Source organism: Pantoea sp. nfd-35, from assembly GCF_056892255.1.
In genome coordinates this window covers 2,646,306-2,667,714 of the sequence record NZ_CP122403.1, presented here as the reverse complement: position 1 = coordinate 2,667,714, position 21,409 = coordinate 2,646,306, and the positions used below count along the sequence as shown (strand labels likewise).

The following is a 21,409-nucleotide window of genomic DNA, read 5'->3' as shown; positions in this document are numbered from 1 at the left end:
TACTGACATACCTCGACCATTGTCAGTAAACAGCGTAATCCGGTACGTTTATCCGTTACACGCGCCCCTGGAAGCCGGAATCGCCATTTGGGCAAACTTCGCAAGCACACCTCTTGTGTAACGTGGCGCTGGTGGGCTCCAGCGGTTTCTTCTTTCCTGCAGTAGCGCCTCATCGACACTCAGTTGCAGCAGTTGCCGATGGGCATCAATAGTGATGGCGTCGCCTTCCTCCACCAAGGCAAGGGTTCTGTCTACAAAAGTTTCCGGTGCGACATGACCGACCACCATTTCCTTGGTGCCACCAGAGAAGCGGCCGTTAGTGATCAGGCCAACGCTCTCTCCCAATCCTTTGCCCACCAGGGCCGCTGTCGGGGAGAGCATTTCGGGCATCCCCGGCCCCCCTTTAGGCCCTAAATATCCCAGCACCAGCACATCACCAGGCTGTATCCGATCCTCAAGGATCGCCTGCTTTGCGACGCGCGCCGGACCGGTGATGGCGGGCATCTTCAGGCCGCTGATTTTTGCGACCGCCCCGTCAGGGGCCAGATTACCCTTAAGTATTGCCAGGTGGCCTTCTTTATAGAGGGGGCCTGAAGCGGCAGGATGACGTTCTGATCAGGCTGCGGTTGTGCTGGAATATCCGCCAGCTCCTCTGCCAGGCTGCGACCGGTGATGGTCAGGCAGTGACCATGCAGACCTCGTTTCAGCAGGGATGGGAATAGCGCGGGTTACTGCATCGCTAAGAAACCTGCAACGTCACGGCGTACTTTACCTGCAGTTACAAGGCGAGGCGCCTGACCTCGAAACCGGGCTGGCCTGGAATCAGCAGAACATTTCGTCAGCTCTGAAGCGGTTGATCGACAGTGCTTCTGGGTGGGTTGCCGACGGTCATTAGCGGTAATTGCGTGCGCCATGAAGGAAATGTGGAGCAACGGGTTAAGCTCCATGCTGAGACGTGAGCGACGATCTTACATGCCCCACGGGGTTCGTGGGGCACGATCCTTGTTACAGTGACGGATGAGAACCTTTCACAGGGCTCACTGCTTCCAGCAGAGAGGCAATATGGAGAATGACGTGCTCATCATGCCATTTGCCGACGATCTGCACGTTAATCGGCAAGCCTTCACGACTCTTACCAAACGGCAACGCTACGCCAGGCAACCCTGTGACGTTAAGCGGCACCGTGGCACCTTGCAGATAAGTGGCATCAACGTCCTGACCGTCAATAACAAACCTGTCCACGCCGTGTTTATGTGCCGGGATGGGGAGTACATGCGTGATAAGCGCATCGTAGCGTGAAAAGTATTCCGCGAAGCCGTCACGCAATCGTTCGGCGGCCTGCTCTGCATCAATATAAGCAGACATCGGTGTATCAGGTAACGACAGCATGGTTTTCGCCATTTTATAGATCTCATCAGGCTGGCGACCGGCCGTGGCCGCCGCAAAGGCGGGCTTCATTTCCATGACGTGGAGCCGGTTAAACACATCCAGCGCAAAGTCCTTCTCCAGTGCAGGAATGCCGACATGCTCCACAACGACGCCCGGTGCTTTTAGCGCTTCCGCAGCCGCCTTCACGATGGCGTTAACGTCCGGATCAACCGGCCCAAAGCCCGGGCCGGTCATCCAGCCAATTCGCAGCGGACGCGATGCTACAAACGGCAGCCCGTCAGAATGAACGGGCGCAGCGCTGGAGAATGCGTCGTGACCATCCGGTCCCGAAAGCTGCGAGAATGCCAGGGCAATATCGCGAACTGAGCGGGCCATAGGGCCAACATGCCAGAAGCGGCGGGGCGCACGCGGCCAGATGCCTGTCATGGGCACGCTGCCGTGCGTGGCTTTCATGGAAGTGATGCCGGTCTGCGCCGCAGGGCCTCGTACCGAGATGGCCAAATCCGTGCCAAGTCCCAGCGGAGACATGCCTGCGGCAATCGCGGCAGACTCACCGCCACTGGAGCCGCCGGGCGTCCGGGTCAGGTCCCATGGGTTATTAGAGCGCCCGGACAGCAGGTTGTCGCTTTCAATCCAGTATGAAAATTCCGGCAGGTTCGTCTTAGCCAGCAGGATGCCGCCTGCTTTTTTAAGACGAGCCACGCTGGTTGCGTCTTCGTCAGGACGACGGCCTTTGAAAATAGGTGAACCACGCTGAGTCAGCACACCTGCCGTATCGATGGAGTCCTTTACGGTAAAAGGAACGCCGTGAAGCGGGCCCAGTTTCTCACCCTTCATCACGGCGGCTTCGGCAGCGGCAGCCTGCTTCAGGGCATCGTCTGCCACTGTTACAACAGCATTGACGTCCGGGTTAGTGGCGGCAATCCGATCAAGATGCGCTTGCATCACCTCAACGGGAGAAACGTCGCGGTTACGGATCATGCTGGCCAGGTGAGTCGCGTCTGAGTAATAAATTTCTTTGCTCATGATAAATCCTCTTGGTTAATAGCCTACCTAACAGTTGGTAGGTAAACTCTAGTCCTGTAAAATGACGCTGTCAATACCTACCTAACAAATGTTAGAATTGGGGTTCTGGTTTCTGGAGGAGTGACATAATGAGCAAAACATCCCGCGACGAAATTCTGAACGCAGCCCGTCTGGCGGCGCAGGCGCATGGTTATACAGGTTTAAATATCCGCGGACTGGCAGATGAAGTGGGGATTAAAGCGGCAAGCATTTACTATCATTTCCCCAGCAAGGCCGAGCTGGGTGCGGCGGTGGCCCAGCGTTATTGGGAGGATACGGCGCGTGACCTGGACGTACTGAGGGATGCGGAAGGCGATGCGCTCAGGAGTCTGAGCCGCTATCCACAAATATTTCGCCGTTCGCTGGAAAGCGGAAACCGACTTTGTATGGGAAGTTTCATGTCGGCGGAATATGATGATCTGCCTGAACCTGTCAAAGTTGAGGTGCAAAAGTTTGCGGACGTCAATATAGACTGGCTGGCAGGGCAGCTACTGGAAGCGGGGATCACTGCGTCAGAAGACAGCAGAATGCGTGCCGGTGCCATTTTTTCAGCCATCGCCGGCGCACAGCTAATGGCCAGAAGCCGGAACAATATTCAGCTTTTTGATGAACTTATTGAGGGATACAGGTTTGCAGGTCTGCTACCCACAGCTGAGAGATAAAATTCTGAAAAAACGTAACTGACTGGCGCATTGAATAAGGTCAGTCTTTCGTTTATGCAGCTCCGGATATTTATATTGAGAGGAATAACACCGCATCGGGTTTATATGTTATCCGCGAATTCCCGTGAACGGAGGAGGTTCAAACTCACGACACCTCTGACCCTCTACAGGTAAACGGGTATCTGGCAAGACCCTGCAAATAAACCGGTAGGAATGGCCGGGTCGGCAGGGCAGTAACCAGCACGCGACGCCAGCCTTTACTTTGTAAGAGGCTTTACATGCCTCATGCTCCAGTGCCTGAATGAATAGCAGTCTGGATGACGGTACTTTTTATCTATTCCTCTCAGTGCAGACACCGAATCTGTAAACGGTGCCTGCCGCTTTTACGCGTTATGCATTATCATCGTCGGTGCAACCGAGACCTGAAGAGGGATCATTACAACCCGGATTAATCTCCAGATGGTGATGCCACGCGGCCAGTTTGATAGCGCTTTCATTAGTGGAGGCGTCTGCTTTTTGAGCGGACATTTCTTTAACTGAATCGGGCCCTAAAGTCGTGCGAGAAGGCAGATCATTTGCGAACGAAACGCCCTGCAGGCCAGCCAGTACGATCGCTGCTAACGCGGCGGTTTTAACTGCGTATTTTATAACAGATACAGGCATAACGATTCCTCTCAGCTTAAGAAAACAGAAGGCTGATTGCCCTGACAGCGCTCAGCGAATTGAGAAACGTAATCACAAAAACTTGTAGGAACACAGCGGGTTGCCTGGAAGGTGAAACCCAGATGCGCCTCGGTTATTCAAAGATTTTTTGATGACAGTTTGATGACGCCTTTAGTTAATTACGGTAAGTAAATATTAATAAGCGGAAGGCATGGCGTCCTGACGAACATGTGATACCTCGTATTTAGGATTAGGATTAAGTTCGGGAGAGCAGGCCGAATGACTCTTTTTTTAGTAAAATGACGTCTCTTTTTCGGTGATCTTCAGTCTGCTTCCTGAACCCTGATAAATTCAGCACAGTTCAGCGCTCTGTTCATCAGAGGCGTTATGCATGTGTGCGTTCATCGGTTGAATTCACAGCTCAAAGCGGACCTTCAGCTCAGTCAGCCTGTCCGCTTTGTGCCAAAAGCGGACGTTGCTTGCATCATGGAATGTTAGTTTACCGGGAGCAGGTCAGCGCCTCTATGCAGCTAACCCCGCATCTAATGATTTTCTGCATATCGCCATTTTCAAATTTGAAGTCTGATTTATGAAACTGCGTAGTAAGAGATTTGACTGAATGGCCGGATGGCGCGAGTGCAGAACAGCGCCCCAGGGGGAAGGTGTAACGCGCCGTCCGGCACGAGAGGAATTATGAAGGCCATCTGCAATAGAAACAACTTTAAAGAGGAACGCGTTGCAGGTTGCATTACGGATGTTATGAGCGTAGCTCATATGGGCAATTGGGGGGTAATGCCAAATATTTCAACAGGCGTTTAATTAGTCCACCGGGCCTTTAAGTGCAAAAGTATAACTTTATCATGGTTTTAAATGAGATAAGCCATCCCTGAAGATGGCTTATCAAGTGCAAATACAGACGCAGTTTTGTAAAAATGTTGCCGCATTAAATGGCACACAACCAAAGTATTTGAACCAATTATACAGCGTTTGTGCGGAATACGCTGACAGCATCCCTCAGGCTTGCGGCCCGGCTTGCAAGTTCATCAGCAGATGATGCAGACTCTTCAACCAGTACGGCATTCTGCTGCGTAACCTGATCCATCTGTGTCACCGCAATATTTATCTGAGATATGCCCGCACTTTGTTCTTCAGAAGAAGATGAAATCTCTCTGACTAATTGAGATGTTTGCTCAATAGCTTCCACGCTTTGCTTAACTTTTTCACCGGCATCCCGGGCCATCGAAATGCCCTGTTCGGCATGCTCAACTGACTGCTCAATCAGTCCTTTGATCTCCTTCGCCGCTCCAGCCGATCGCTGTGCCAGTGCCCTGACTTCAGATGCAACAACAGCAAAGCCCTTGCCGTGCTCACCTGCCCGGGCAGCTTCAACGGCTGCATTTAAAGCAAGAATATTCGTCTGAAACGCTATCCCGTCAATAACGGAGATGATTTCTTTAATCTGCCCCGCACTGTTGCTTATTTTTTCCATTGAAGCCAGCACTGACTCCATCGCCTCACCGCCTCTTAAGGCCGCACTGGTAGCGGAGTTGGCCATTTCAGCAGCATGGCGCGTGTTATCTGCATTATTGCCGATAATTGACGATAACTGCTCCATACTGGCCGCAGTCTCAGCCAGAGAGGCTGCCTGTTGTTCAGTTCGCGCAGAAAGATCACCATTTCCGCGAGCAATTTCTTCAGATGAGGTAGCGATAGTGACAGCGTTGCTTTTGATGCTTTCAACCGTAAGTGTAAGTCGCTGACTCATTTGCAGTAATGCCTTGAGCAGTCCGGCAGTTTCATTACGTCCTGTCACCGTAAATGTTGACGTAAGGTCACCACCTGCGACTTCAAGCGCCAGCTTTGATGCTGCACTGACAGGTCTGGTAACGGAGCGAATGATAACCAGAGCGAAAATTACTGCCAACAGGACGATAAAAACAAGAACGGTCAGTAGTGCATATTGTGCATATCGGTGTTCCTTAATCTGCGCATTCAGTATTTCACTCAGCTCATTACCTCCACCAATGGCGTAGTCGCTGAATTTGTTAATAGCGTGCGTAAAGAGCGCTGCATAGTCCTTCGGGTTTTGATTCGTCATGCTCCGGTTAATAAAAATCGCCTCAGCGGTTTTGAGAGCACTGTTTGCCTCCTGAACGGCTGCATCTGCATCTGCACTGAACTTTTGCTTAAGTGTGTTATCAGATAAAAATAGTTTTTCAGAATCCTGAACAAATAAATTCAGGTTATACGAACCATTACTGATTAAAGACTCCATACGGACAGAGTCTGCTTCACTTATGCTTTCATTTCGGGCAAGAAGGGAAGTGCCGAATGCACGTATTTTCCCAAGGCTTTCGGTCAATTCAGGCAATGATGAAAAATTACTCGTAATTAAACGGTACGTGTTGATATCTGAATCGAGAGAAAGGCCGTAAAAATCCAGCACATCACGGTTCGCGTTCAAAAGGTTGCGGATGAGGAGGGCATGCGCATCAAGACTGGCTGTCAGAGTCAGTTGTGAAGAATCTATTCTCTGCTGTAGCTGGCTCCACTGTGTGCGCACATCATTAATTTTGCTGATTATGGCAGCGCTGCCTTCTGTCTTGGCCATATCTTTAGTAATAACGTCAGTGATGTTTTCAATTTCATCTCTGACCTGAACGCGGGACGGTGTTGCTGGATTTTTAGTTGCAATGGCCAGGGCGGTTTCTGCACGATGGCGCTGTATCAAATTCAGCAGGGCTAAAATCTTATTTTCTACGGGTACACCTGTTAGCTCTCTTTGCTTGTCCTGAATGTATTTATTACCTTCGGAAACAAAAAGCATGGTAGGAACTGAGAACAGAACAAGGGAAAACAGGCCCAGAATGGCAAATTTGGCGGTAAGACTTATATTGTTTAGAATCTTATTCATTTATAATTCCTGGTGAATTAGTTCGTTATAGTGACAATTGCAAAAGATACATTTGCAAAGCACCTTAACCTTTTTATCGGTTATTCCTTCATTAACTTTATACCGCATTGTTGATTTACTGCTTTACGGAATAAACTTTTAGTAACGTTAAACAAAGCACTTAAGCTAAATAATCATTTTTTCTCGGGATGAAGTTCTGTTCGCAGCGGCATTAGCCATTGCTGGATTTTCATCTGAGAATTTTTACTGAGATTTGAATGAGTCGGCTGAACTAAATGCGGTTCGCGCACATGTATTATTAATATGTCGCCGAAGGACGTTGTCTCGGGGGTGTAAGGTGAAGCAAAACTATCTGACCTGGCAGGCGCTTTGATCGCTGCGAGTGACCTGCTCCCCGTTGATTCACTCATAACGCTATTAGCAATGTCCGCTTCTCGCTCATAGCTGCCAGTCAGGTACTTTAATCTCCGTAAGGTGTTTCGGCAGCCACTCAGCATGTTTGGACAAGAGTTGGATTTGTGTTCAGTACCTGATGAAGTGCCGTGCTGGGTTTTTCAGGCATAACTGATGTGTAACTTTTTCTACACCTGATAAAGCTACAAAACCAGCTCGTTCATAGAAAGTGAATGCTGATGAAGGTGCATTCGTGTTGATAAAATCAAACCAGCGGCCAGCATCTTTCAGAATCTCATTGAGTAGAGCACTGCCAATCCGATTTTTTCTCCATTCAGTGTCTACATAAAGATGCCGTAGACGACCGACACCAGTTTCTTGTGTAAAAGGATCGACGTTAAGCCCACACACGCCAATAATTAAACGATCAACATAAGCCCCAATCAGTTTTTCTCCAGGCCTGTCAAAACGGTTATAGCCGCTGAGCCAATTTTCTTCTAGCCGACGCAGCATGTTCAATCCTTCAGTCATGCTCTGCGTTCGCAATTCGACAAATCCTGAGCTGTCCGGGGAGATTTCTGCGAAATGAATATCCATGAGCCACTCCAGTGTTTTCAGTCTGCTTAGACTGGACAGAATTTCCTGGGTGCCCCTTATGACACCGGTACAGCTTCTGTCCTTATTGCCCAGGATGTTTTCTCCATGCCAAAGGCGGAAGTAGATAATAACAGCCCCTGTGAATCAACGGGTACCAGATCAGGTTATAAGTAAGCTATATGCCTAATTTTATTTATAAAGTGAGTGACACACGGTCTTAAGGAAGTGTGGGACATGAACGCATACTGATTGCTTACATACTGCACTTAGGACAATTTCTGTCCAATGCGGGTGGCGATAACCTGCTCTTACACAGAACGCTGTTAACAATATCCGCAGATCACTCATAGCGGACAAAGAAAGAAATGTTAGCGTCCGCTCTGTGCCAGATGCTGACATTAGTGATCATTGGTCGGCCACTGCTGAGCAGCAACATTACATGCCCTGTATGTCTGTTAATATACGCACATTACTAATGATTCTGGGTAAGACTGACATGCCTCAAATAACCATCCATATTCTGAATGCTCAGGAAAAACTCACTGTTCACTGTGAATGGCTGCGAACTACCCTGACCGATACCTATGTAAAAGTCACAAGGCTGATGGCGACCCCTTCAGTTGATGTCATAGTTAAGGCTGGGAAGTCTGTTATCCCCGAAAAAGGGCATGCCGGTTTTTGTCCTGAATCTGGTGTTATCTATATAACCGTCGATCCTGAAAACCCTGCATTTTGCAAAAACGTTGCGCATTCTATTGAACGTATGTTCGCTCATGAACTTCACCATGCGGCAAGGTGGGCAGGACCGGGATACGGCTCAACGCTGGGGGAAGCACTGGTCTCTGAAGGACTTGCCGGCCATTTTTCTCTTGAGCTTTTGGGTGGTGAAGCTGAGCCCTGGGAAAGCCTCAAGTCCGATATTGTTAAGCCCTACTATCCACTCATGTTTGAAATCTGGAATCACACTGATTACGACCATAATACCTGGTTTTTCGGAACAGGAGATTTACCAAGGTGGCTGGGTTATACCGCAGGGTTCAATCTGATATCCAGGTATCTCGCTTCATCCCCACATTTGAAAGCATCAATGCTGGCGAACATAAAGGCTGATGAGTTAAAGGCTTTTATATGAAGTACATACTTTTAATTTCTCTAACGCTGTTATTCAACTCATAAGCGAAACTCGCTTGGTCCGCTTTTCGCTCATAGCGGACCTCATGCTCAGTCAGCCTGTCCGCTTTTTGCCAGAAGCGGACGTTGTTACAGCAGTATGTCTTGGTCATTTGGGGCGGTTCAAGGTTTTACTATCCCCTCGAGTTGTTTAACATGTACACCTGCAGACATGCTGTAATGTCCTGAAACGTTACTCCAGACATGCGAATTCAGATAGGGGAACGCGCTTAGAGAGGAAAAATGGATAATTATGCGGAACGACTCACAGGATTTATGCTGGCTGTAGGCTGTATGAATGATGCGGCAAACCGCGTATCTGACTATTTTGTGATTAGACTTGAGGAAAGTGACAGCATGCTGACGTCTTTGGGGATGTATCACTCATCCATCACAGATAAGTTTCCGTCCGCATACTGGCACCCACAACTCAAAGCATGCTCTCAAAAAATATTTATGGAGAGAGTGGCTTTATGGTTCTTTGAGCATAAGGACATGCAACTTCTGCCCTCCGCACTCAAGCAGAACCTCCTCGCCAATTTTACAGTTGCTCTCGATGAAATGACCGGTATTGCAGAGTTCTTTACTCTTATTACCAGCCCACCAGTGTGGTATGGCTCTCTGCACGAAGAGTTTGTCATTGAAGCACAATATGGCAGATACCTTGTTCATTTCAGTATGCACTGACTCATTTGTCACAAACCAAAGTTAGCAAAGTAAATTGCGACTGTTTAAGTGGCCACTCTTGCGGGAAGCAGAGTGCCAACGTCCGCTTATCGCTCATAGCGAACCTCCAGCTCAGTCAGCCTGCCCGCTTTGTGCCAAAGGCCGACATTGATAATATTAAGATATGTTAATCTATGGGGAGCAGGTCACTGGCTACCATTCAATCCGACTTATTTCCTGCTGGTTCATCTCGCGCCAATCCGACGCCTCAATACCATAATCTATAAGAGCAAACTGAAGGGCCTCTTCAAGTGAAAACATTATATGGTCGCCCTCAACCTGCAAGCTGTCGTAATCGATAAAGCGGATCTCAATATAAACCGTTTCTTCATCTCCCATGACCTTTAACCCAAACAGCACGATAGCCGTTACGTTTGGACGATAATCACAAGGTTGCCGCACTTTTGCGAATAGACACTTGGGTTCTTTCTTCATCTTGACACTCTTTGAATTCGCGTTCATTCAAGTTAGTAATTAGTGCATAAATTTACTAAAAGCTTTATGAGTATAAACTTACACTATGTCCGCTTCTCGCTCTCAGCGGACCTTCAGCTAAGTTAGATCGTCCGCTTTGTGCCAGAAGCGGACATTGTAATAAATGATAAGGTTTGAAACGCCAGAGTATTTATTGAATCTTACAGCGACTCAACCACCTCAAATTCTTCTGTGATTAGTTCCATATCGTCAGAAAAATGTCCTACACTCGAGAAAAACCTCTTATGCTCTTGCTGCCAGTATTCAAGACTTAAATCGCCTTCACCTTCTTTGCGGGCAAACTCCTCAGTAACATCACAATAACGAACCAGTTTCATTGAAACCAGTCTGGTTACGCAGACCGGGACGTTCTCTCCATCAAGGATGATGTTATAGCTACCAATTTTCGGGGCAGGCTCTTCCTGCTGGTAAGATATAAGAGAGCAGCAGGAGGCCGTTTTGATCCCTTTTTTAATCAGGTCAGCCAGATTGCTTGCCAGCTCTGGGCTGTCACCAAACTGCCAGGCAACTGCTCCTGGATACTTTGCTTTTAATACCTCAACTGTAGCCATTAACAGCCCTTTTATCGTCTATGAAAAATGTCATAAAGAGTTTTAACATATACTTTCCGGGCATTTAAAGAGATGCTATCACTCGGGTGCAGGGGCTCTCATTTGGCTCATAGCTGAAACCGGTCTGTTCGTAAGTCCGCTCAGTGCCAGGAGCGGACGTTGCTAACATATCGGTTTATTAATCAAAGGGGAGTAGGTCATGACTACGCGCCAGACTGCCGGGCATCTTGATTTTTGGAAAGACAATGTGGCCACCTTCTCAAGCGATACCGTGCAGACTACTCGCTTATCATAGTTGTCATGCGGCACGATAAGCTCAACATTGAGCAGTCACTCAACTATCTGTCCTGACAAAAACTTAAGATTACCCGGGAACGCAGTTCAGACTCTGGTCTGCGAGAAGCGCGCCCGGTTGCTCAGCATAATTCTGACTAAAGACACTGAAGATGTGCTTATGATGTATTGAGGATTTCTGTGCCCTGCACAGGCGCAGATTCCTTTTCTAAGATAAAACTATCTATTTTTTATACAGGAAGTATGAAGTGCGTCTTTGTAGAGAGGTTGTTGTTCATTGTATTCCAGCTGATAAAAACCAGAGCTCAAATCAACAGCATGTAATTCCAGGACCGGGGCCAGCGAAGGTGCATCTAAATTATACAATAAACTTTCATTAGGTTTATTGGCAAACTTTACCCATGCATCTCTCCATGAGCAAAGACGTTGATAATTATTTAAGGGTATTTCATGGCCTGAATCATAAAAAACATCTCTAACAACCCCTTGCTTTTCTGAATAGGTCCTGAAACAGTATGAAAGTAAATCCTTACCATTATTATATTTTTCGGGGGTGCATACAGATGGATTTTTTATTAATTCTTTTTGAAAGAAAACGAATCCTGTGCGAACCACAAGAGTGCTTATATCACTATGGAAAAATTTACCAACCGTGAATACTGCCAGAGCAATTACCACAGCATCCATCCATCGTAACAGTATTAAAAACCATATAAAACATGTCAATAACAAAAGCGACGCTATTTGAAACACAGTGAAACTGTAAGCGTTGAAGTTAGCATACCTGGTAAATTCAAAATACAACACTGACAAAAAATATAATACGGATAACAACACTGACTTTTTTGGAGCGAAAATGGCTTTTTTAAGTGTGAGTTTTATAATTCCTGTCTTTTCCATCCTGCACGCCCTTGATTGAGTTTGTCAATTTTAACCCGATTATATTCTAACGTATTAAAACAGTATATAACCCAACGCAATAAAAATAAGTCCAAGTATCAATTAATATTTTAAATATTTCCCATGACTACAATCATTCCAAAGGTTGGGGATTGGCAGAATATATTTAACGGGAACCGGCTTCGCCAAGCTATCGGCGACATGTGGCCAGTTTATCCTGGCGGGCATAAGTTGGTCCCTTCATGCCGCTGAAGCATCATCTTCAAGAATATTTCACTGCGGTGGCTGCTAACCTCGTTTTCAGTTGATTAGCAGGTTCTGGACTCGTTAAGGTTTATAATTCGAGTGAAGTACAGTTTTGGTGATTTACTCCCTGTTGATTCATACAGAATACTGTTAGCTATGTCTGCTCCTCGCTCAAAGCGGACGAATGACCATCTCACCTTCCCCTGAACCCCTCAGGTATTGCGTAATTCCATTTCTGGATTCTGCATATGGATGAAAGTTGCAATCTTCTTGTTTGTTTTGCGCTGCTTACTGGCTTTGATTTGACCAGCGATTGTGCCATAAGCTCGCGTTGCTAACTTCGGCGGGAACCAGTTTAAGGGGTAGCATGTCAAAAGAGATGCGGGTTTAAGCTGTATTACTTTCGTACGATAAAATATCGGGATAAATGAGCTAACATGATGAAAAGTAAAAACGCGATTATTACAGCCATGTTCTTTTTTGGACTTTCACCTTCGTGTTTTTCTGAAAATGGTTCGTTTATCCATCCTGGTGCATTAAACACGGCTGATGACTTCAAAAAAACAGCTCTGGAAGTAAAAGAAGGACATCAACCCTGGTCTTCAGATTTTGCGTTATTACGCAGTAATGCGCATGATTCACCTGACTATACGCCTCATCCTGTGGCTGTTCTTTACAGGGGCACGGCGGCAGGCCATCCAAAAGAAAATTACGCACTCCTCTTTAATGACGCTGCGGCCGCATATGCTCTAGCTCTGGACTGGCGGTTGAGCGGAGACGACTCACGTGCAAAGCGGGCCGTTTATATTCTCACTCAGTGGGCGGAAAAACTGCGATCCATTGACGGAACATCAGATAAATTTCTCGCGGCCGGACTCTACGGCTACCAGCTTGCTGTCGCAGCCGAAACGCTTCGGGGGTCATCCGACTTCTCAGCTTCTCAGCAAAAGGCGATCAGAAATATGCTCGTTACGGTGTTTGCACCCATGAACATCGCCTTTCTTGAGCATCATAACGGCGCAAAAACGGACCACTACTGGGCAAACTGGGACCTGTCTAGTACCGCTTCACTGATGGCTATTGGTATCTATGCAGACCGAAAAGATTTTTATGAAAAGGCCCGGCACTACTATCTTGATGGAAACGGTAACGGCGCGCTCAGAAAAGCTGCATGGAAAGTTTATCCTGACGGACTTGTCCAGTGGCAGGAGAGCGGGCGAGATCAGGCGCACACGTTGCTCGGCATTGGTCTGGCAGGAACCATCTGTCAGCTTGCCTGGAACCAGGGTGATGACCTGTTTGGTGCCTATAATAATCGCTTACTCGGGGCGGCCCGCTACGTAGCCAGATATAATTCAGGAATCAGCGTCCCTTATACTGTTTACCATAACAGTGACGTCGCACAGTCAGTTATTTCAGACAAAGGTCGTGGAGAAATAAGACCTGTGTGGGCATTGTTGTACGGACATTATGTACAGCTTATGCATCTCAGCGCACCAGAGATAAAGGTGGCGCTGGAGAAGGAGGGCCTTGAGGGTGGAGGCGGTAATTACGGCCCGAACAGTGGCGGGTATGACCAGCTGGGTTATGGCACCCTAACTTTCCTTAACTGATATTTAATTAATTTTTTGGCAATAAAGCTGGCCGTGAGAAGCGATCCTAGATACTTACATTGTCTGCAGTGACCCGCCACCTGTTAAGCAATACGCGACAATGTGACAAACTTCAGCCTGCTTCAGAATAACTGCGAACGTCCGCTTTGTGCCAGAAGCGGAACTTTAGCAGACTTTAGATTTCATATTTGAGTGTTGTGCCGGCCCTGTTAAACAAACTTTCTAACAACGTCTGAACCGCAGGTGAAGATCTGCCTAATGAAGAGCAAATAAGGCCAAATTCCCGGTAAATCCTTGGGGTTACTGTTATAACAGATAAACCATGCAAATCAGCAGGCAATGCTGACTGGGGAATAAGAGCAACTCCCATATTTTCGCGCACTAACATACAGGCGCTAATCCAGTCTCGTACGGTTATACGGATGTCAGAGATCTGCAAACCCGCCTGCTCAGCAAGGCTTTTTGGGTTCACTGCACAGCCGCCCGTTGCAAGAATAAACGGCAGACTTGTCAGAACCTCTAGCGATATGCCGCTCAACGCTGCCTGACGGGAGTGAGCATGACCAGCTGGTAGCACCGCAGCCCATTCATCCCTTCCCAGAAGTAAGTCACAATAGCCGGGCAGAGGGTTCATGACTACGCCGAGATCTACAGTGTCTTTCGAAAGCCACTCTTCCACTTCATGATCCGTTCCTTCAAGAACAACCACATTAATACCCGGATGCAGGCGTTTAAATTCTCGCAGCAGGCCGGGTAAGAATGTTGAAGTTACGGTCGGAAAGCTGGCTATTCTGATGCGGGCGTCTTTCAGGCCACGCTCGTCGTCGGCCAGTGCCCTGATAGCATCCAGTCGGGACACCATAAGCCTTGCGTGTCCGATGACCTCTTCACCCAGCGCGGTAACACTGGTATGTCGCCGTTCGCGAATAAACATCCGGAATCCTAGGGAGGCTTCTAACTGGGCAATTGCCTGGCTGGCTCCAGACTGAGTCATGCCTGTCTGCTCTGCAGCTCGCGTGATATTTCCAGAATCGGCAACGGCAACAATCAAGCGCCAGTGCAAAAGATTCATCATTTTATCAGTAGCTCACCTAATGATTAGGATCTTGAACTTTAATTTTACAGCAGCTACGTCCTTAAGCACAGTGTACTCAACACTTTCGCTGTCATGGTCAGCAGCTTCGTATTCGTAGCAGTAGAAAATATTGATAAGGGCGGTTATGTATCTGTTAATGGGATTATTATCTGCACTTTGCTGGGGCGGTACGGATTATTTGTCAGGAAAAGCAGCCCGTGAACTTGGGGTTTTTAAGGCGCTTTTTGTGAGCCAGTTGTTTGGGTTAATGATGCTTTCGCTTATTTTTTTCGTTTTCTCAATTCCTTTTGAGCTTCAGATTTCAGGACTTCTGACTGCAGCCATTGCCTCATTTTGTAATCTGTTGGGCATGGCTTTTTTGCTAAAAGCGCTTTCAATTGGGAAAGTTTCAGTCGTTGCGCCTCTTGTTTCCTTGTACGGCGCAGTAACAACTGTGCTCGCCATTATCAGTGGCAGGCAGGTTTCATGGATTATTTTATCCGGCCTTTTTTTGTGCATACTCGGTGCCTGTCTTGCCAGCATTTCACCTTCGCACGACGGAAAAAGAGAATCCCCGGCTTCCGTCGGCTTCGCTTTGATGTCTTCACTATCGCTTGGGCTGGGATTCTGGCTGCAGGGTGAGTTTGCAGTTAAAGAACTGGGCGTAATACAGTCGCTATGGATTTACTATGCCACCGCTCTGATGTTTCTGTCTCTGGTCGTTATGGGTAGAAAAGACGTGAAAAGCCCTTCTTTAGGGATGCTTGGTTTGCTTTTTTGTATCAGCTGTATGAGCCTTACAGGCTTCTTTACGCTTGCATACGGAGCAAGCCTTGGCCACGTTGCTGTAGTTACGGTTTTAAGTTCTCTGGCCAGCGCAGTTACTGCATTGCTGGGCTTTACTCTGAAACAGGAGCGTCTGAGTCTGCCACGATTGTCAGGCCTTTTTATGATAATTTCCGGCGTTGTGGTTCTGAGGATCTAGTATTTATTTTCACCAAGCGTCGTGCGTGCTCATATACGTTGTGCGAATGATTCTTGCTGCTCGGCAATACCAGATTAAAGACCAGTTACGACTGTTTAAGTTCTGAAACGCTCATAAAACCAATGTCCGCTTATCGCTCATAGCAGACTTTGCCCGTTTACAATCATGAGCACTTCAGTCAGCAAACTGTCAACTCAGCCTGAATCAGATATTTCACGCAGCACAGAAATCACCGTTACAAAAGCCAGCTTCCATTTTCAGGGAACCACAAAACAGTGAGCAAGTTTTCACATCTGTTTATCGATGGTTACCCTGTCTGAGGGGGATAACACCTCTACGACTGTTATCGCTCATCATGCCTTCTTAAAGGGCAGTCAGATTGATTCCGCCATAATGTTAACGGCCGAAGCAATGTTTTCGCTCTTTATGCCACCGAAGCCCAGCACAAGGCCGTTGCTCCGACGGGGCTGAAAATAATAGTGCCCGAGTTCCCTTAACGCGACACCTTTACTGGCCGCACTGGCCGTCATCCTGTTTATATCAACTGACGCATTAAACAGGGCCGTCAGGTGCAGCCCTGCATTCCCCCCGGACATCGTGACTTCATTGCCAAAAACCTGAGTCAACGCGCTGCGCAGCGTGTGCTGACGCTCAGCGTAAATCCCGCGCATCCGTCTGATATGGGTGGAAAAATAGCCTTCACTGATAAAGTCAGCCAGCGCCGCCTGCACCGTAAACTGGCCTGGGCGGTAAAGCTGAACCAGCCCTTTTTTAAAGGCACCCGCGAGTTTTTCCGGCAACACCATATAGCTGATGCGTAATCCCGGAAACATGACTTTACTGAACGTCCCGCAGTAAATAACGCGCTGGTAGCTGTCCAGTCCCTGCAGAGACGAGATCGGACTCCTGTCGTAACGGAACTCGCTGTCGTAGTCGTCCTCAACGATCCAGAAGCCGTATTCGGCAGCCAGTTCGGTGAGTTGACGCCTGCGCTGCAACGTGAGCGCAACGCCCATCGAATACTGATGTGACGGCGAGGTGAACAGCAATCTGGGAAACGGGGCCGCAAACGAAAACTGGCTGATATCAATGCCCTGATCATCAACGGGTACGGGGATAATGTTCAGTCCTGCTGCCTGCCAGAGCAGGGCGGTGCTCCAGTTACAGGGATCCTCTGTTAACGCACTGTCACCGGGATCCGCCAGCATATGGGCGCACAGACTCAGTGACTGATTACTGCCCATGGTGATAAGGATTTGTTCCGGCTGGCACACCACCGAGCGGGAAACCTGCAGATAATGCGCAATCGCTTCGCGTAAAGGTAAATAGCCACCTTCGCTGTCGTAGCCGGTCATGTGCGCCGCGGGCCGACGAATATGGCGGTTCTGCATGCGCTTCCACACCGGAAAGGGAAAGTTACTGGTTTCAACTACCCCGGGCACAAACGCGCCTGCATGCTGCGAAACGCCGGAAACACCTGAAATCATGATTTTCGCCCGCGATGACAACGCCGCCTGGGCTTCCGGGGGCGCAGGCGCCAGCCGGCCGGTTGCTGAAGGCGCAACGTCGGCGACAAAAGTGCCTTTGCCACGCTGGCAAAGAATGTAGCCCTCAGCGGAAAGTCTGTCATAGGTCAGCGTCAGCGTCATACGTGACACACCGAGCTCAGCAGAAAGCTGACGTGTTGAGGGCAGCCTGGACCCGGAAATCAACATGCCACCCAGTATCGCCTTCTGAATAATGCTGAAAATCCTGACCTGCAGGGGACGATGCGCATCGGCATCAATATCCTGAAGAATAAGATCGCAGAGCAGAACGGATTGGGAAGTGGACATAAAAATTGATCCGGATTGGCTATAGAGTGTCAGTCCATTATGTCTTATTTTTCAGCCAACCTCATCGGGGGATAATCACGCTGTGCCATCATCCACACTTTTTATTTTCGGGTGACGGGGCGGCTGTGAAATCGGTTGCTTCAACACCGGGACAAGCTATGGCGCAGTCTTATGATGTCCGGCTTCATGCCAGTATGATCACGTCGGTGGACGCGTCTTCGCCGCAGCGCATTGAGGATTTTGTCAGGCGAAATTATGGCTGGGAGGCCCGTGCTCAACGGCTGGCCAGCGAGCGGGATGAGCTTTTTTGTCTCGAGGATGCTTCCGGGAAGCGCGGTATATTGCGGCTGGCCAACCCCGCCGACTGTCCCGAAACAACGGACCTGCAGGTGCAGGCGTTGCAGTGGATAGCGCGGCAGGCACCGGATTTACCAGTGCCGAGGATCATAAAAAGTCAGACCGGCCAGACTGTGCTATTAAGTCAGACGCTGGATGCTCAGTCAGGGACGCCACCGCGTCTGACCTGGCTCAGCACCTGGCTGGACGGCGTTCCTCTGCGAACTTTACCGGAGAGTGAGGCTCAGTTCTTTAATATCGGTGTGATACTGGCCAGACTGGGACGTGTTTTAAAAGACTTTCGTCATGATGGCGCGTTCCGGCCTTTAAACTGGGATCTGAGTCATATCGCTGACTGTCAGGTCTTTTTGCCCGGTCACTGCCCGGACAAAAAATGGAAAGCGGTTTATCAGTTTTTCGACCACATCGATACGCGGATTGTAGGGCCGATAAGAAACTTCAGTAAGCAGATCATTCATGCCGATATGAATCCGCATAATTTTGTCATGTCACCTCACGAACCAGCAAATATATCGGGTATTTTTGATTTCGGTGATATGACGTATACGGCGCGCGTAAACGATATTGCCATTGCAGCAAGTTATCATCTTTCAGGTGAGAATCCGTTTGATCATATAATTCCTTTAGTGCAGGGCTATCATTCTGTCTTTCCGCTCGAGAGGGAAGAAATTGACATGCTGTATGACCTGATTATTGCCAGGTTATGTATGACGATCGTCATCACCGAATATCGCGCTCGTCTCTATCCGGAAAACAGAAAATACATCTTAAAAAATACCCACTCTGCGTGGCTGGGACTTTCCCGGTTAATAACGATCGATTTTTTATCTGCCCGCAGAATACTGCGCGCGGCCTGTAACTGAGGGGGAATGATGAAACCTGCCCTAATGGTCAATGCCTACGAACCGTCTGAAAATACCATCCTGGATCGCCATACCGCCGCGTTAATTGCGCGTCGGGGCCGTGTGCTGGGTCCCTCATATAAATTATTTTATAAACATCCGCTGCACGTCGTTCGCAGTGAAGGTGTATGGCTTTATGACCAATATGGTAAAGCTTATCTGGATGTTTATAACAACGTACCCGCAGTGGGGCATTGTCATCCCGCCGTCACTGACGCGGTCAGCCGGCAATTATGCACGCTGAATACGCATACACGTTATCTGAATGAGGTGGTGCTGGATTATGCCGAACGGCTGGTCTCAACGTTTCCGTCAGACTTAAGCAATGTCATGTTTACCTGCACAGGCAGTGAATCGTCCGACCTTGCGCTTCGTATTGCCCGTTGCCACACAGACGGTACGGGCATCATTGTGACGGAAAATGCCTATCACGGCATTACCGCCGCAGTTGCTGAAATCTCACCGTCGCTGGGTAAGGGGGTGCCGCTGGGCACTCACGTGCGTGTTGTCCCGGCACCCAATGCTTATCACCAGGGCGAGGGCAATACGGCCGATTTATTCACAGAGGCTGTGCGCAACGCCATAGCCGATCTGCGGCGCCACGGTATTCGTCCCGCCGCGCTGGTCACCGATACCATTTTTTCAAGCGACGGAATTTATTCCGGGCCGGCAGGCTTTTTACAGGGGGCAGTGACGGCGATTCGTGAGGCGGGTGGGCTGTTTATTGCCGATGAAGTTCAGCCTGGATTTGGCCGGCTGGGCACGCACATGTGGGGATTTGAGCGCCACGGAATTGTTCCCGATTTAGTCATCCTGGGGAAACCCATGGGCAATGGTCTTCCCATTGGTGGCGTGGTTGCCCGGCCAGCCTGTTTGCAACGCTTCGCCGGGATTGCCCGTTATTTTAATACGTTTGGCGGTAACCCGGTCAGTTGCGCTGCCGGGATGGCCGTGCTTGATGTTATCGAAAAACAACAGCTGCAACAGAACGCCGCTGAAACGGGCCAGTTACTGATTAACGGGCTGAATACGCTGGCACAACGCTTTCCCGTTATAGGTAATGTCAGAGGCAGCGGATTATTTATTGGCGCAGAGCTGGTCAGCGATAATGCAACTAAAAAACCGGCCGGGGAATATGCGCTGGATGTGGTTAACCGTTTAAGGGCGCGCCAGATTCTTATCAGCGCCTGTGGTAAGGACAGCCATGTTTTAAAAATACGGCCGCCCCTGGTTTTCTCTGCCGAAAACGCGCACTACCTTCTTGCTGTCATGACCGACGTAATGGAAGAGATGTTTAATTAAAAATGATCGCCAGCATGCTTTAAACAAAACAGACAACCAGGAGAATATGACGATGTCGCTGTTCAAACCAAAATATATTACGTTCGACTGCTACGGTACCTTGATCAATTTCGATATGGCAGGCGCAGCCAGAACACAATTTGCCGATCGTATTAACGGCAACGATATGGCGGCATTTGTTAAAGATTTTGCGGCTTATCGTCTTGATGAAGTGCTTGGTGCCTGGAAACCCTACGCGGAAGTTGTGAACAATTCCGTCAGACGTACCTGTAAAAAATGGAAAATTGTCTGCCACGACGAGGACTGTGCGGCCATTAATCACGCTGTGACGACCTGGGGACCGCATCCGGATGTTCCCGCTGGACTGAGCAAGGTGGCCAGAGAGATACCCCTGGTTCTGTTGACGAATTCAATGAACGATTTAATCACGTACCATGTGCCCAGACTGGGGGCTCCCATTCACGCGGTGTACACCGCAGAGCAGGCGCAGGCTTACAAACCGCAGATGAAGGCGTTTGAATATATGCTGGATCAACTGGGATGCGGACCGGAAGAGATTATGCACGTTTCATCCAGCATGCGTTATGACCTGATGACGGCGCATGATATGGGCATTGTTCATAAGGTTTTCGTACAGCGTGGCCACGAGCCGGGCACGCCTTTTTATCAGTATCATGAAATCAGGGATATCGGTGGCCTGGCAGGCGTGCTGGGTCTTTAAACCCGGCACCGGGCACTCAGCCGGTGAGCGTCCGGTCCGCCGGTTCACGTTTCCGGAAAAAACGGGCTATGAAACAGACAATCTGAACTACTTCCCGTCGATTTGCACAGAAGAGTGTTTGCAATGTCCGTTAATCGCTCATAGCGGACAAAGGAAGAGATGTTAGCGTCCGCTTTGTGCCAGAAGCGGACGTTTTCAGCATCTGCACGCACTAATTTGTCGAGAATAGCTTTTACTACATAATCATGCAGGCGCGCAGAAATCATCAGGCGCGTTTTTCAGGTTTTGAAGCAGGGAAAGGTGCCGGAAACAGCCCGGACGCGGCGGAAACGCGCTGAGAGCTTTTCAGATGGTGCGGCCAGGGGTTGTTATGTCTAATGTGCCAGAGCTTCCCTGTGACCACCATTTGATGTCCGCTCCTCGCTCATAGCGGACCTTAGCTCAATTAGCCTGTCCGCTCTGTGCCAGAAGCGGACCTTCAGGCAACAATGTCATCGTTGCATAATGAAACAGATGATGAATAGTATTTTTTTACGTAAGTTAAATGCTGATTC

General features: G+C 48.8%; 19 protein-coding genes. 9 read left to right on the top strand and 10 right to left on the bottom strand.

All coding sequences use genetic code 11. The features are described from left to right. Window positions 1–48 precede the first annotated feature (48 nt). Complete coding sequence (locus tag P9J57_RS12420) at window positions 49–546, bottom strand: IlvD/Edd family dehydratase (protein ID WP_259019491.1); 498 nt, start codon at window positions 544–546, stop codon at window positions 49–51. Window positions 547–712: 166 nt separating this feature from the next. On the opposite strand from P9J57_RS12420, the gene P9J57_RS12415 reads away from it, so the two are divergent. Beyond that, window positions 713–895 carry a type 2 periplasmic-binding domain-containing protein gene (locus P9J57_RS12415; protein ID WP_110287061.1) on the top strand — a complete coding sequence of 61 codons (183 nt, stop codon included), beginning with the start codon at window positions 713–715 and terminating at the stop codon, window positions 893–895. Between the two features lie 110 nt (window positions 896–1,005). On the opposite strand, the gene P9J57_RS12410 is transcribed toward P9J57_RS12415, so the two are convergent. Further along, entirely contained in the window at window positions 1,006–2,415 is a 1,410-nt protein-coding gene (locus P9J57_RS12410; protein ID WP_105082522.1) for an amidase, read from the bottom strand. A 128-nt stretch (window positions 2,416–2,543) separates the two neighbouring features. On the opposite strand from P9J57_RS12410, the gene P9J57_RS12405 reads away from it, so the two are divergent. Further along, window positions 2,544–3,116, top strand: coding sequence for a TetR/AcrR family transcriptional regulator (locus P9J57_RS12405; protein ID WP_014593504.1), 573 nt, complete (start codon window positions 2,544–2,546; stop codon window positions 3,114–3,116). 390 nt (window positions 3,117–3,506) lie between these two features. Here the strand turns inward: P9J57_RS12405 and P9J57_RS12400 are convergent, their stop codons facing one another. The 3 genes from P9J57_RS12400 to P9J57_RS12390 form a co-directional block, all read right to left on the bottom strand. After that, a complete protein-coding gene (locus tag P9J57_RS12400) occupies window positions 3,507–3,779 on the bottom strand; it encodes a hypothetical protein (protein ID WP_029568683.1) in 273 nt (90 codons plus the stop codon). Window positions 3,780–4,755: 976 nt separating this feature from the next. Continuing rightward, the gene (locus tag P9J57_RS12395) at window positions 4,756–6,693 is read right to left on the bottom strand and encodes a methyl-accepting chemotaxis protein (protein WP_015700497.1); all 1,938 of its coding nucleotides are present in this window, start codon (window positions 6,691–6,693) and stop codon (window positions 4,756–4,758) included. A 522-nt stretch (window positions 6,694–7,215) separates the two neighbouring features. Further along, on the bottom strand, window positions 7,216–7,683 hold the full coding sequence (locus tag P9J57_RS12390; protein ID WP_015701122.1) for a GNAT family N-acetyltransferase: 468 nt from the start codon (window positions 7,681–7,683) through the stop codon (window positions 7,216–7,218). Between the two features lie 496 nt (window positions 7,684–8,179). On the opposite strand from P9J57_RS12390, the gene P9J57_RS12385 reads away from it, so the two are divergent. Beyond that, window positions 8,180–8,815: a DUF2268 domain-containing putative Zn-dependent protease gene (locus P9J57_RS12385; RefSeq protein WP_015701121.1), complete on the top strand. Its 636-nt coding sequence runs from the start codon at window positions 8,180–8,182 to the stop codon at window positions 8,813–8,815. Between the two features lie 281 nt (window positions 8,816–9,096). Further along, window positions 9,097–9,540 (top strand): hypothetical protein, encoded by a 444-nt coding sequence (locus P9J57_RS12380; RefSeq protein WP_015701120.1) that lies wholly within the window; start codon window positions 9,097–9,099, stop codon window positions 9,538–9,540. Between the two features lie 192 nt (window positions 9,541–9,732). On the opposite strand, the gene P9J57_RS12375 is transcribed toward P9J57_RS12380, so the two are convergent. The 3 genes from P9J57_RS12375 to P9J57_RS12365 form a co-directional block, all read right to left on the bottom strand. Continuing rightward, window positions 9,733–10,014, bottom strand: a complete 282-nt coding sequence (locus tag P9J57_RS12375) for a hypothetical protein (RefSeq protein ID WP_227022864.1) — start codon at window positions 10,012–10,014, stop codon at window positions 9,733–9,735. Window positions 10,015–10,214: 200 nt separating this feature from the next. After that, complete coding sequence (locus P9J57_RS12370; RefSeq protein WP_015701119.1) at window positions 10,215–10,625, bottom strand: ASCH domain-containing protein; 411 nt, start codon at window positions 10,623–10,625, stop codon at window positions 10,215–10,217. A 513-nt stretch (window positions 10,626–11,138) separates the two neighbouring features. Beyond that, entirely contained in the window at window positions 11,139–11,597 is a 459-nt protein-coding gene (locus P9J57_RS12365) for a hypothetical protein (protein ID WP_231858595.1), read from the bottom strand. Window positions 11,598–12,502: 905 nt separating this feature from the next. Between P9J57_RS12365 and P9J57_RS12360 the strand changes: the two genes are divergently transcribed. Beyond that, complete coding sequence (locus tag P9J57_RS12360) at window positions 12,503–13,678, top strand: alginate lyase family protein (RefSeq protein ID WP_014606069.1); 1,176 nt, start codon at window positions 12,503–12,505, stop codon at window positions 13,676–13,678. Between the two features lie 175 nt (window positions 13,679–13,853). Here the strand turns inward: P9J57_RS12360 and P9J57_RS12355 are convergent, their stop codons facing one another. Then, window positions 13,854–14,753, bottom strand: a complete 900-nt coding sequence (locus P9J57_RS12355) for a LysR family transcriptional regulator (RefSeq protein ID WP_019105023.1) — start codon at window positions 14,751–14,753, stop codon at window positions 13,854–13,856. A 145-nt stretch (window positions 14,754–14,898) separates the two neighbouring features. On the opposite strand from P9J57_RS12355, the gene P9J57_RS12350 reads away from it, so the two are divergent. Continuing rightward, window positions 14,899–15,738 (top strand): EamA family transporter, encoded by an 840-nt coding sequence (locus P9J57_RS12350; protein WP_483279236.1) that lies wholly within the window; start codon window positions 14,899–14,901, stop codon window positions 15,736–15,738. A gap of 374 nt (window positions 15,739–16,112) precedes the next feature. Here P9J57_RS12350 and pdxR read toward each other — a convergent pair whose 3' ends face one another. Beyond that, the gene (gene pdxR, locus P9J57_RS12345) at window positions 16,113–17,573 is read right to left on the bottom strand and encodes a MocR-like pyridoxine biosynthesis transcription factor PdxR (RefSeq protein WP_483279235.1); all 1,461 of its coding nucleotides are present in this window, start codon (window positions 17,571–17,573) and stop codon (window positions 16,113–16,115) included. A 158-nt stretch (window positions 17,574–17,731) separates the two neighbouring features. Between pdxR and P9J57_RS12340 the strand changes: the two genes are divergently transcribed. From P9J57_RS12340 to P9J57_RS12330, 3 genes are read left to right on the top strand one after another with little or no spacing between them, the layout of a single operon-like run. Continuing rightward, on the top strand, window positions 17,732–18,793 hold the full coding sequence (locus tag P9J57_RS12340; protein WP_058706896.1) for a phosphotransferase: 1,062 nt from the start codon (window positions 17,732–17,734) through the stop codon (window positions 18,791–18,793). 9 nt (window positions 18,794–18,802) lie between these two features. Beyond that, complete coding sequence (locus P9J57_RS12335) at window positions 18,803–20,134, top strand: aspartate aminotransferase family protein (RefSeq protein ID WP_110145781.1); 1,332 nt, start codon at window positions 18,803–18,805, stop codon at window positions 20,132–20,134. A 52-nt stretch (window positions 20,135–20,186) separates the two neighbouring features. Beyond that, window positions 20,187–20,855, top strand: coding sequence for a haloacid dehalogenase type II (locus P9J57_RS12330; protein WP_058702432.1), 669 nt, complete (start codon window positions 20,187–20,189; stop codon window positions 20,853–20,855). Window positions 20,856–21,409 lie beyond the last annotated feature (554 nt).

What these genes read in the sequence shown, in the direction of transcription:
- P9J57_RS12335 (WP_110145781.1), top strand. Translation starts at nt 18,803, where the DNA reads ATGAAACCTGCCCTAATGGTCAATGCCTACGAACCGTCTGAAAATACC.
- P9J57_RS12400 (WP_029568683.1), bottom strand. Translation starts at nt 3,779, where the DNA reads ATGCCTGTATCTGTTATAAAATACGCAGTTAAAACCGCCGCGTTAGCA.
- P9J57_RS12385 (WP_015701121.1), top strand. Translation starts at nt 8,180, where the DNA reads ATGCCTCAAATAACCATCCATATTCTGAATGCTCAGGAAAAACTCACT.
- P9J57_RS12370 (WP_015701119.1), bottom strand. Translation starts at nt 10,625, where the DNA reads ATGGCTACAGTTGAGGTATTAAAAGCAAAGTATCCAGGAGCAGTTGCC.
- P9J57_RS12395 (WP_015700497.1), bottom strand. Translation starts at nt 6,693, where the DNA reads ATGAATAAGATTCTAAACAATATAAGTCTTACCGCCAAATTTGCCATT.
- P9J57_RS12330 (WP_058702432.1), top strand. Translation starts at nt 20,187, where the DNA reads ATGTCGCTGTTCAAACCAAAATATATTACGTTCGACTGCTACGGTACC.
- P9J57_RS12405 (WP_014593504.1), top strand. Translation starts at nt 2,544, where the DNA reads ATGAGCAAAACATCCCGCGACGAAATTCTGAACGCAGCCCGTCTGGCG.
- P9J57_RS12390 (WP_015701122.1), bottom strand. Translation starts at nt 7,683, where the DNA reads ATGGATATTCATTTCGCAGAAATCTCCCCGGACAGCTCAGGATTTGTC.
- pdxR (WP_483279235.1), bottom strand. Translation starts at nt 17,573, where the DNA reads ATGTCCACTTCCCAATCCGTTCTGCTCTGCGATCTTATTCTTCAGGAT.
- P9J57_RS12360 (WP_014606069.1), top strand. Translation starts at nt 12,503, where the DNA reads ATGATGAAAAGTAAAAACGCGATTATTACAGCCATGTTCTTTTTTGGA.
- P9J57_RS12380 (WP_015701120.1), top strand. Translation starts at nt 9,097, where the DNA reads ATGGATAATTATGCGGAACGACTCACAGGATTTATGCTGGCTGTAGGC.
- P9J57_RS12415 (WP_110287061.1), top strand. Translation starts at nt 713, where the DNA reads ATGGGAATAGCGCGGGTTACTGCATCGCTAAGAAACCTGCAACGTCAC.
- P9J57_RS12375 (WP_227022864.1), bottom strand. Translation starts at nt 10,014, where the DNA reads ATGAAGAAAGAACCCAAGTGTCTATTCGCAAAAGTGCGGCAACCTTGT.
- P9J57_RS12410 (WP_105082522.1), bottom strand. Translation starts at nt 2,415, where the DNA reads ATGAGCAAAGAAATTTATTACTCAGACGCGACTCACCTGGCCAGCATG.
- P9J57_RS12350 (WP_483279236.1), top strand. Translation starts at nt 14,899, where the DNA reads ATGTATCTGTTAATGGGATTATTATCTGCACTTTGCTGGGGCGGTACG.
- P9J57_RS12340 (WP_058706896.1), top strand. Translation starts at nt 17,732, where the DNA reads ATGGCGCAGTCTTATGATGTCCGGCTTCATGCCAGTATGATCACGTCG.
- P9J57_RS12355 (WP_019105023.1), bottom strand. Translation starts at nt 14,753, where the DNA reads ATGATGAATCTTTTGCACTGGCGCTTGATTGTTGCCGTTGCCGATTCT.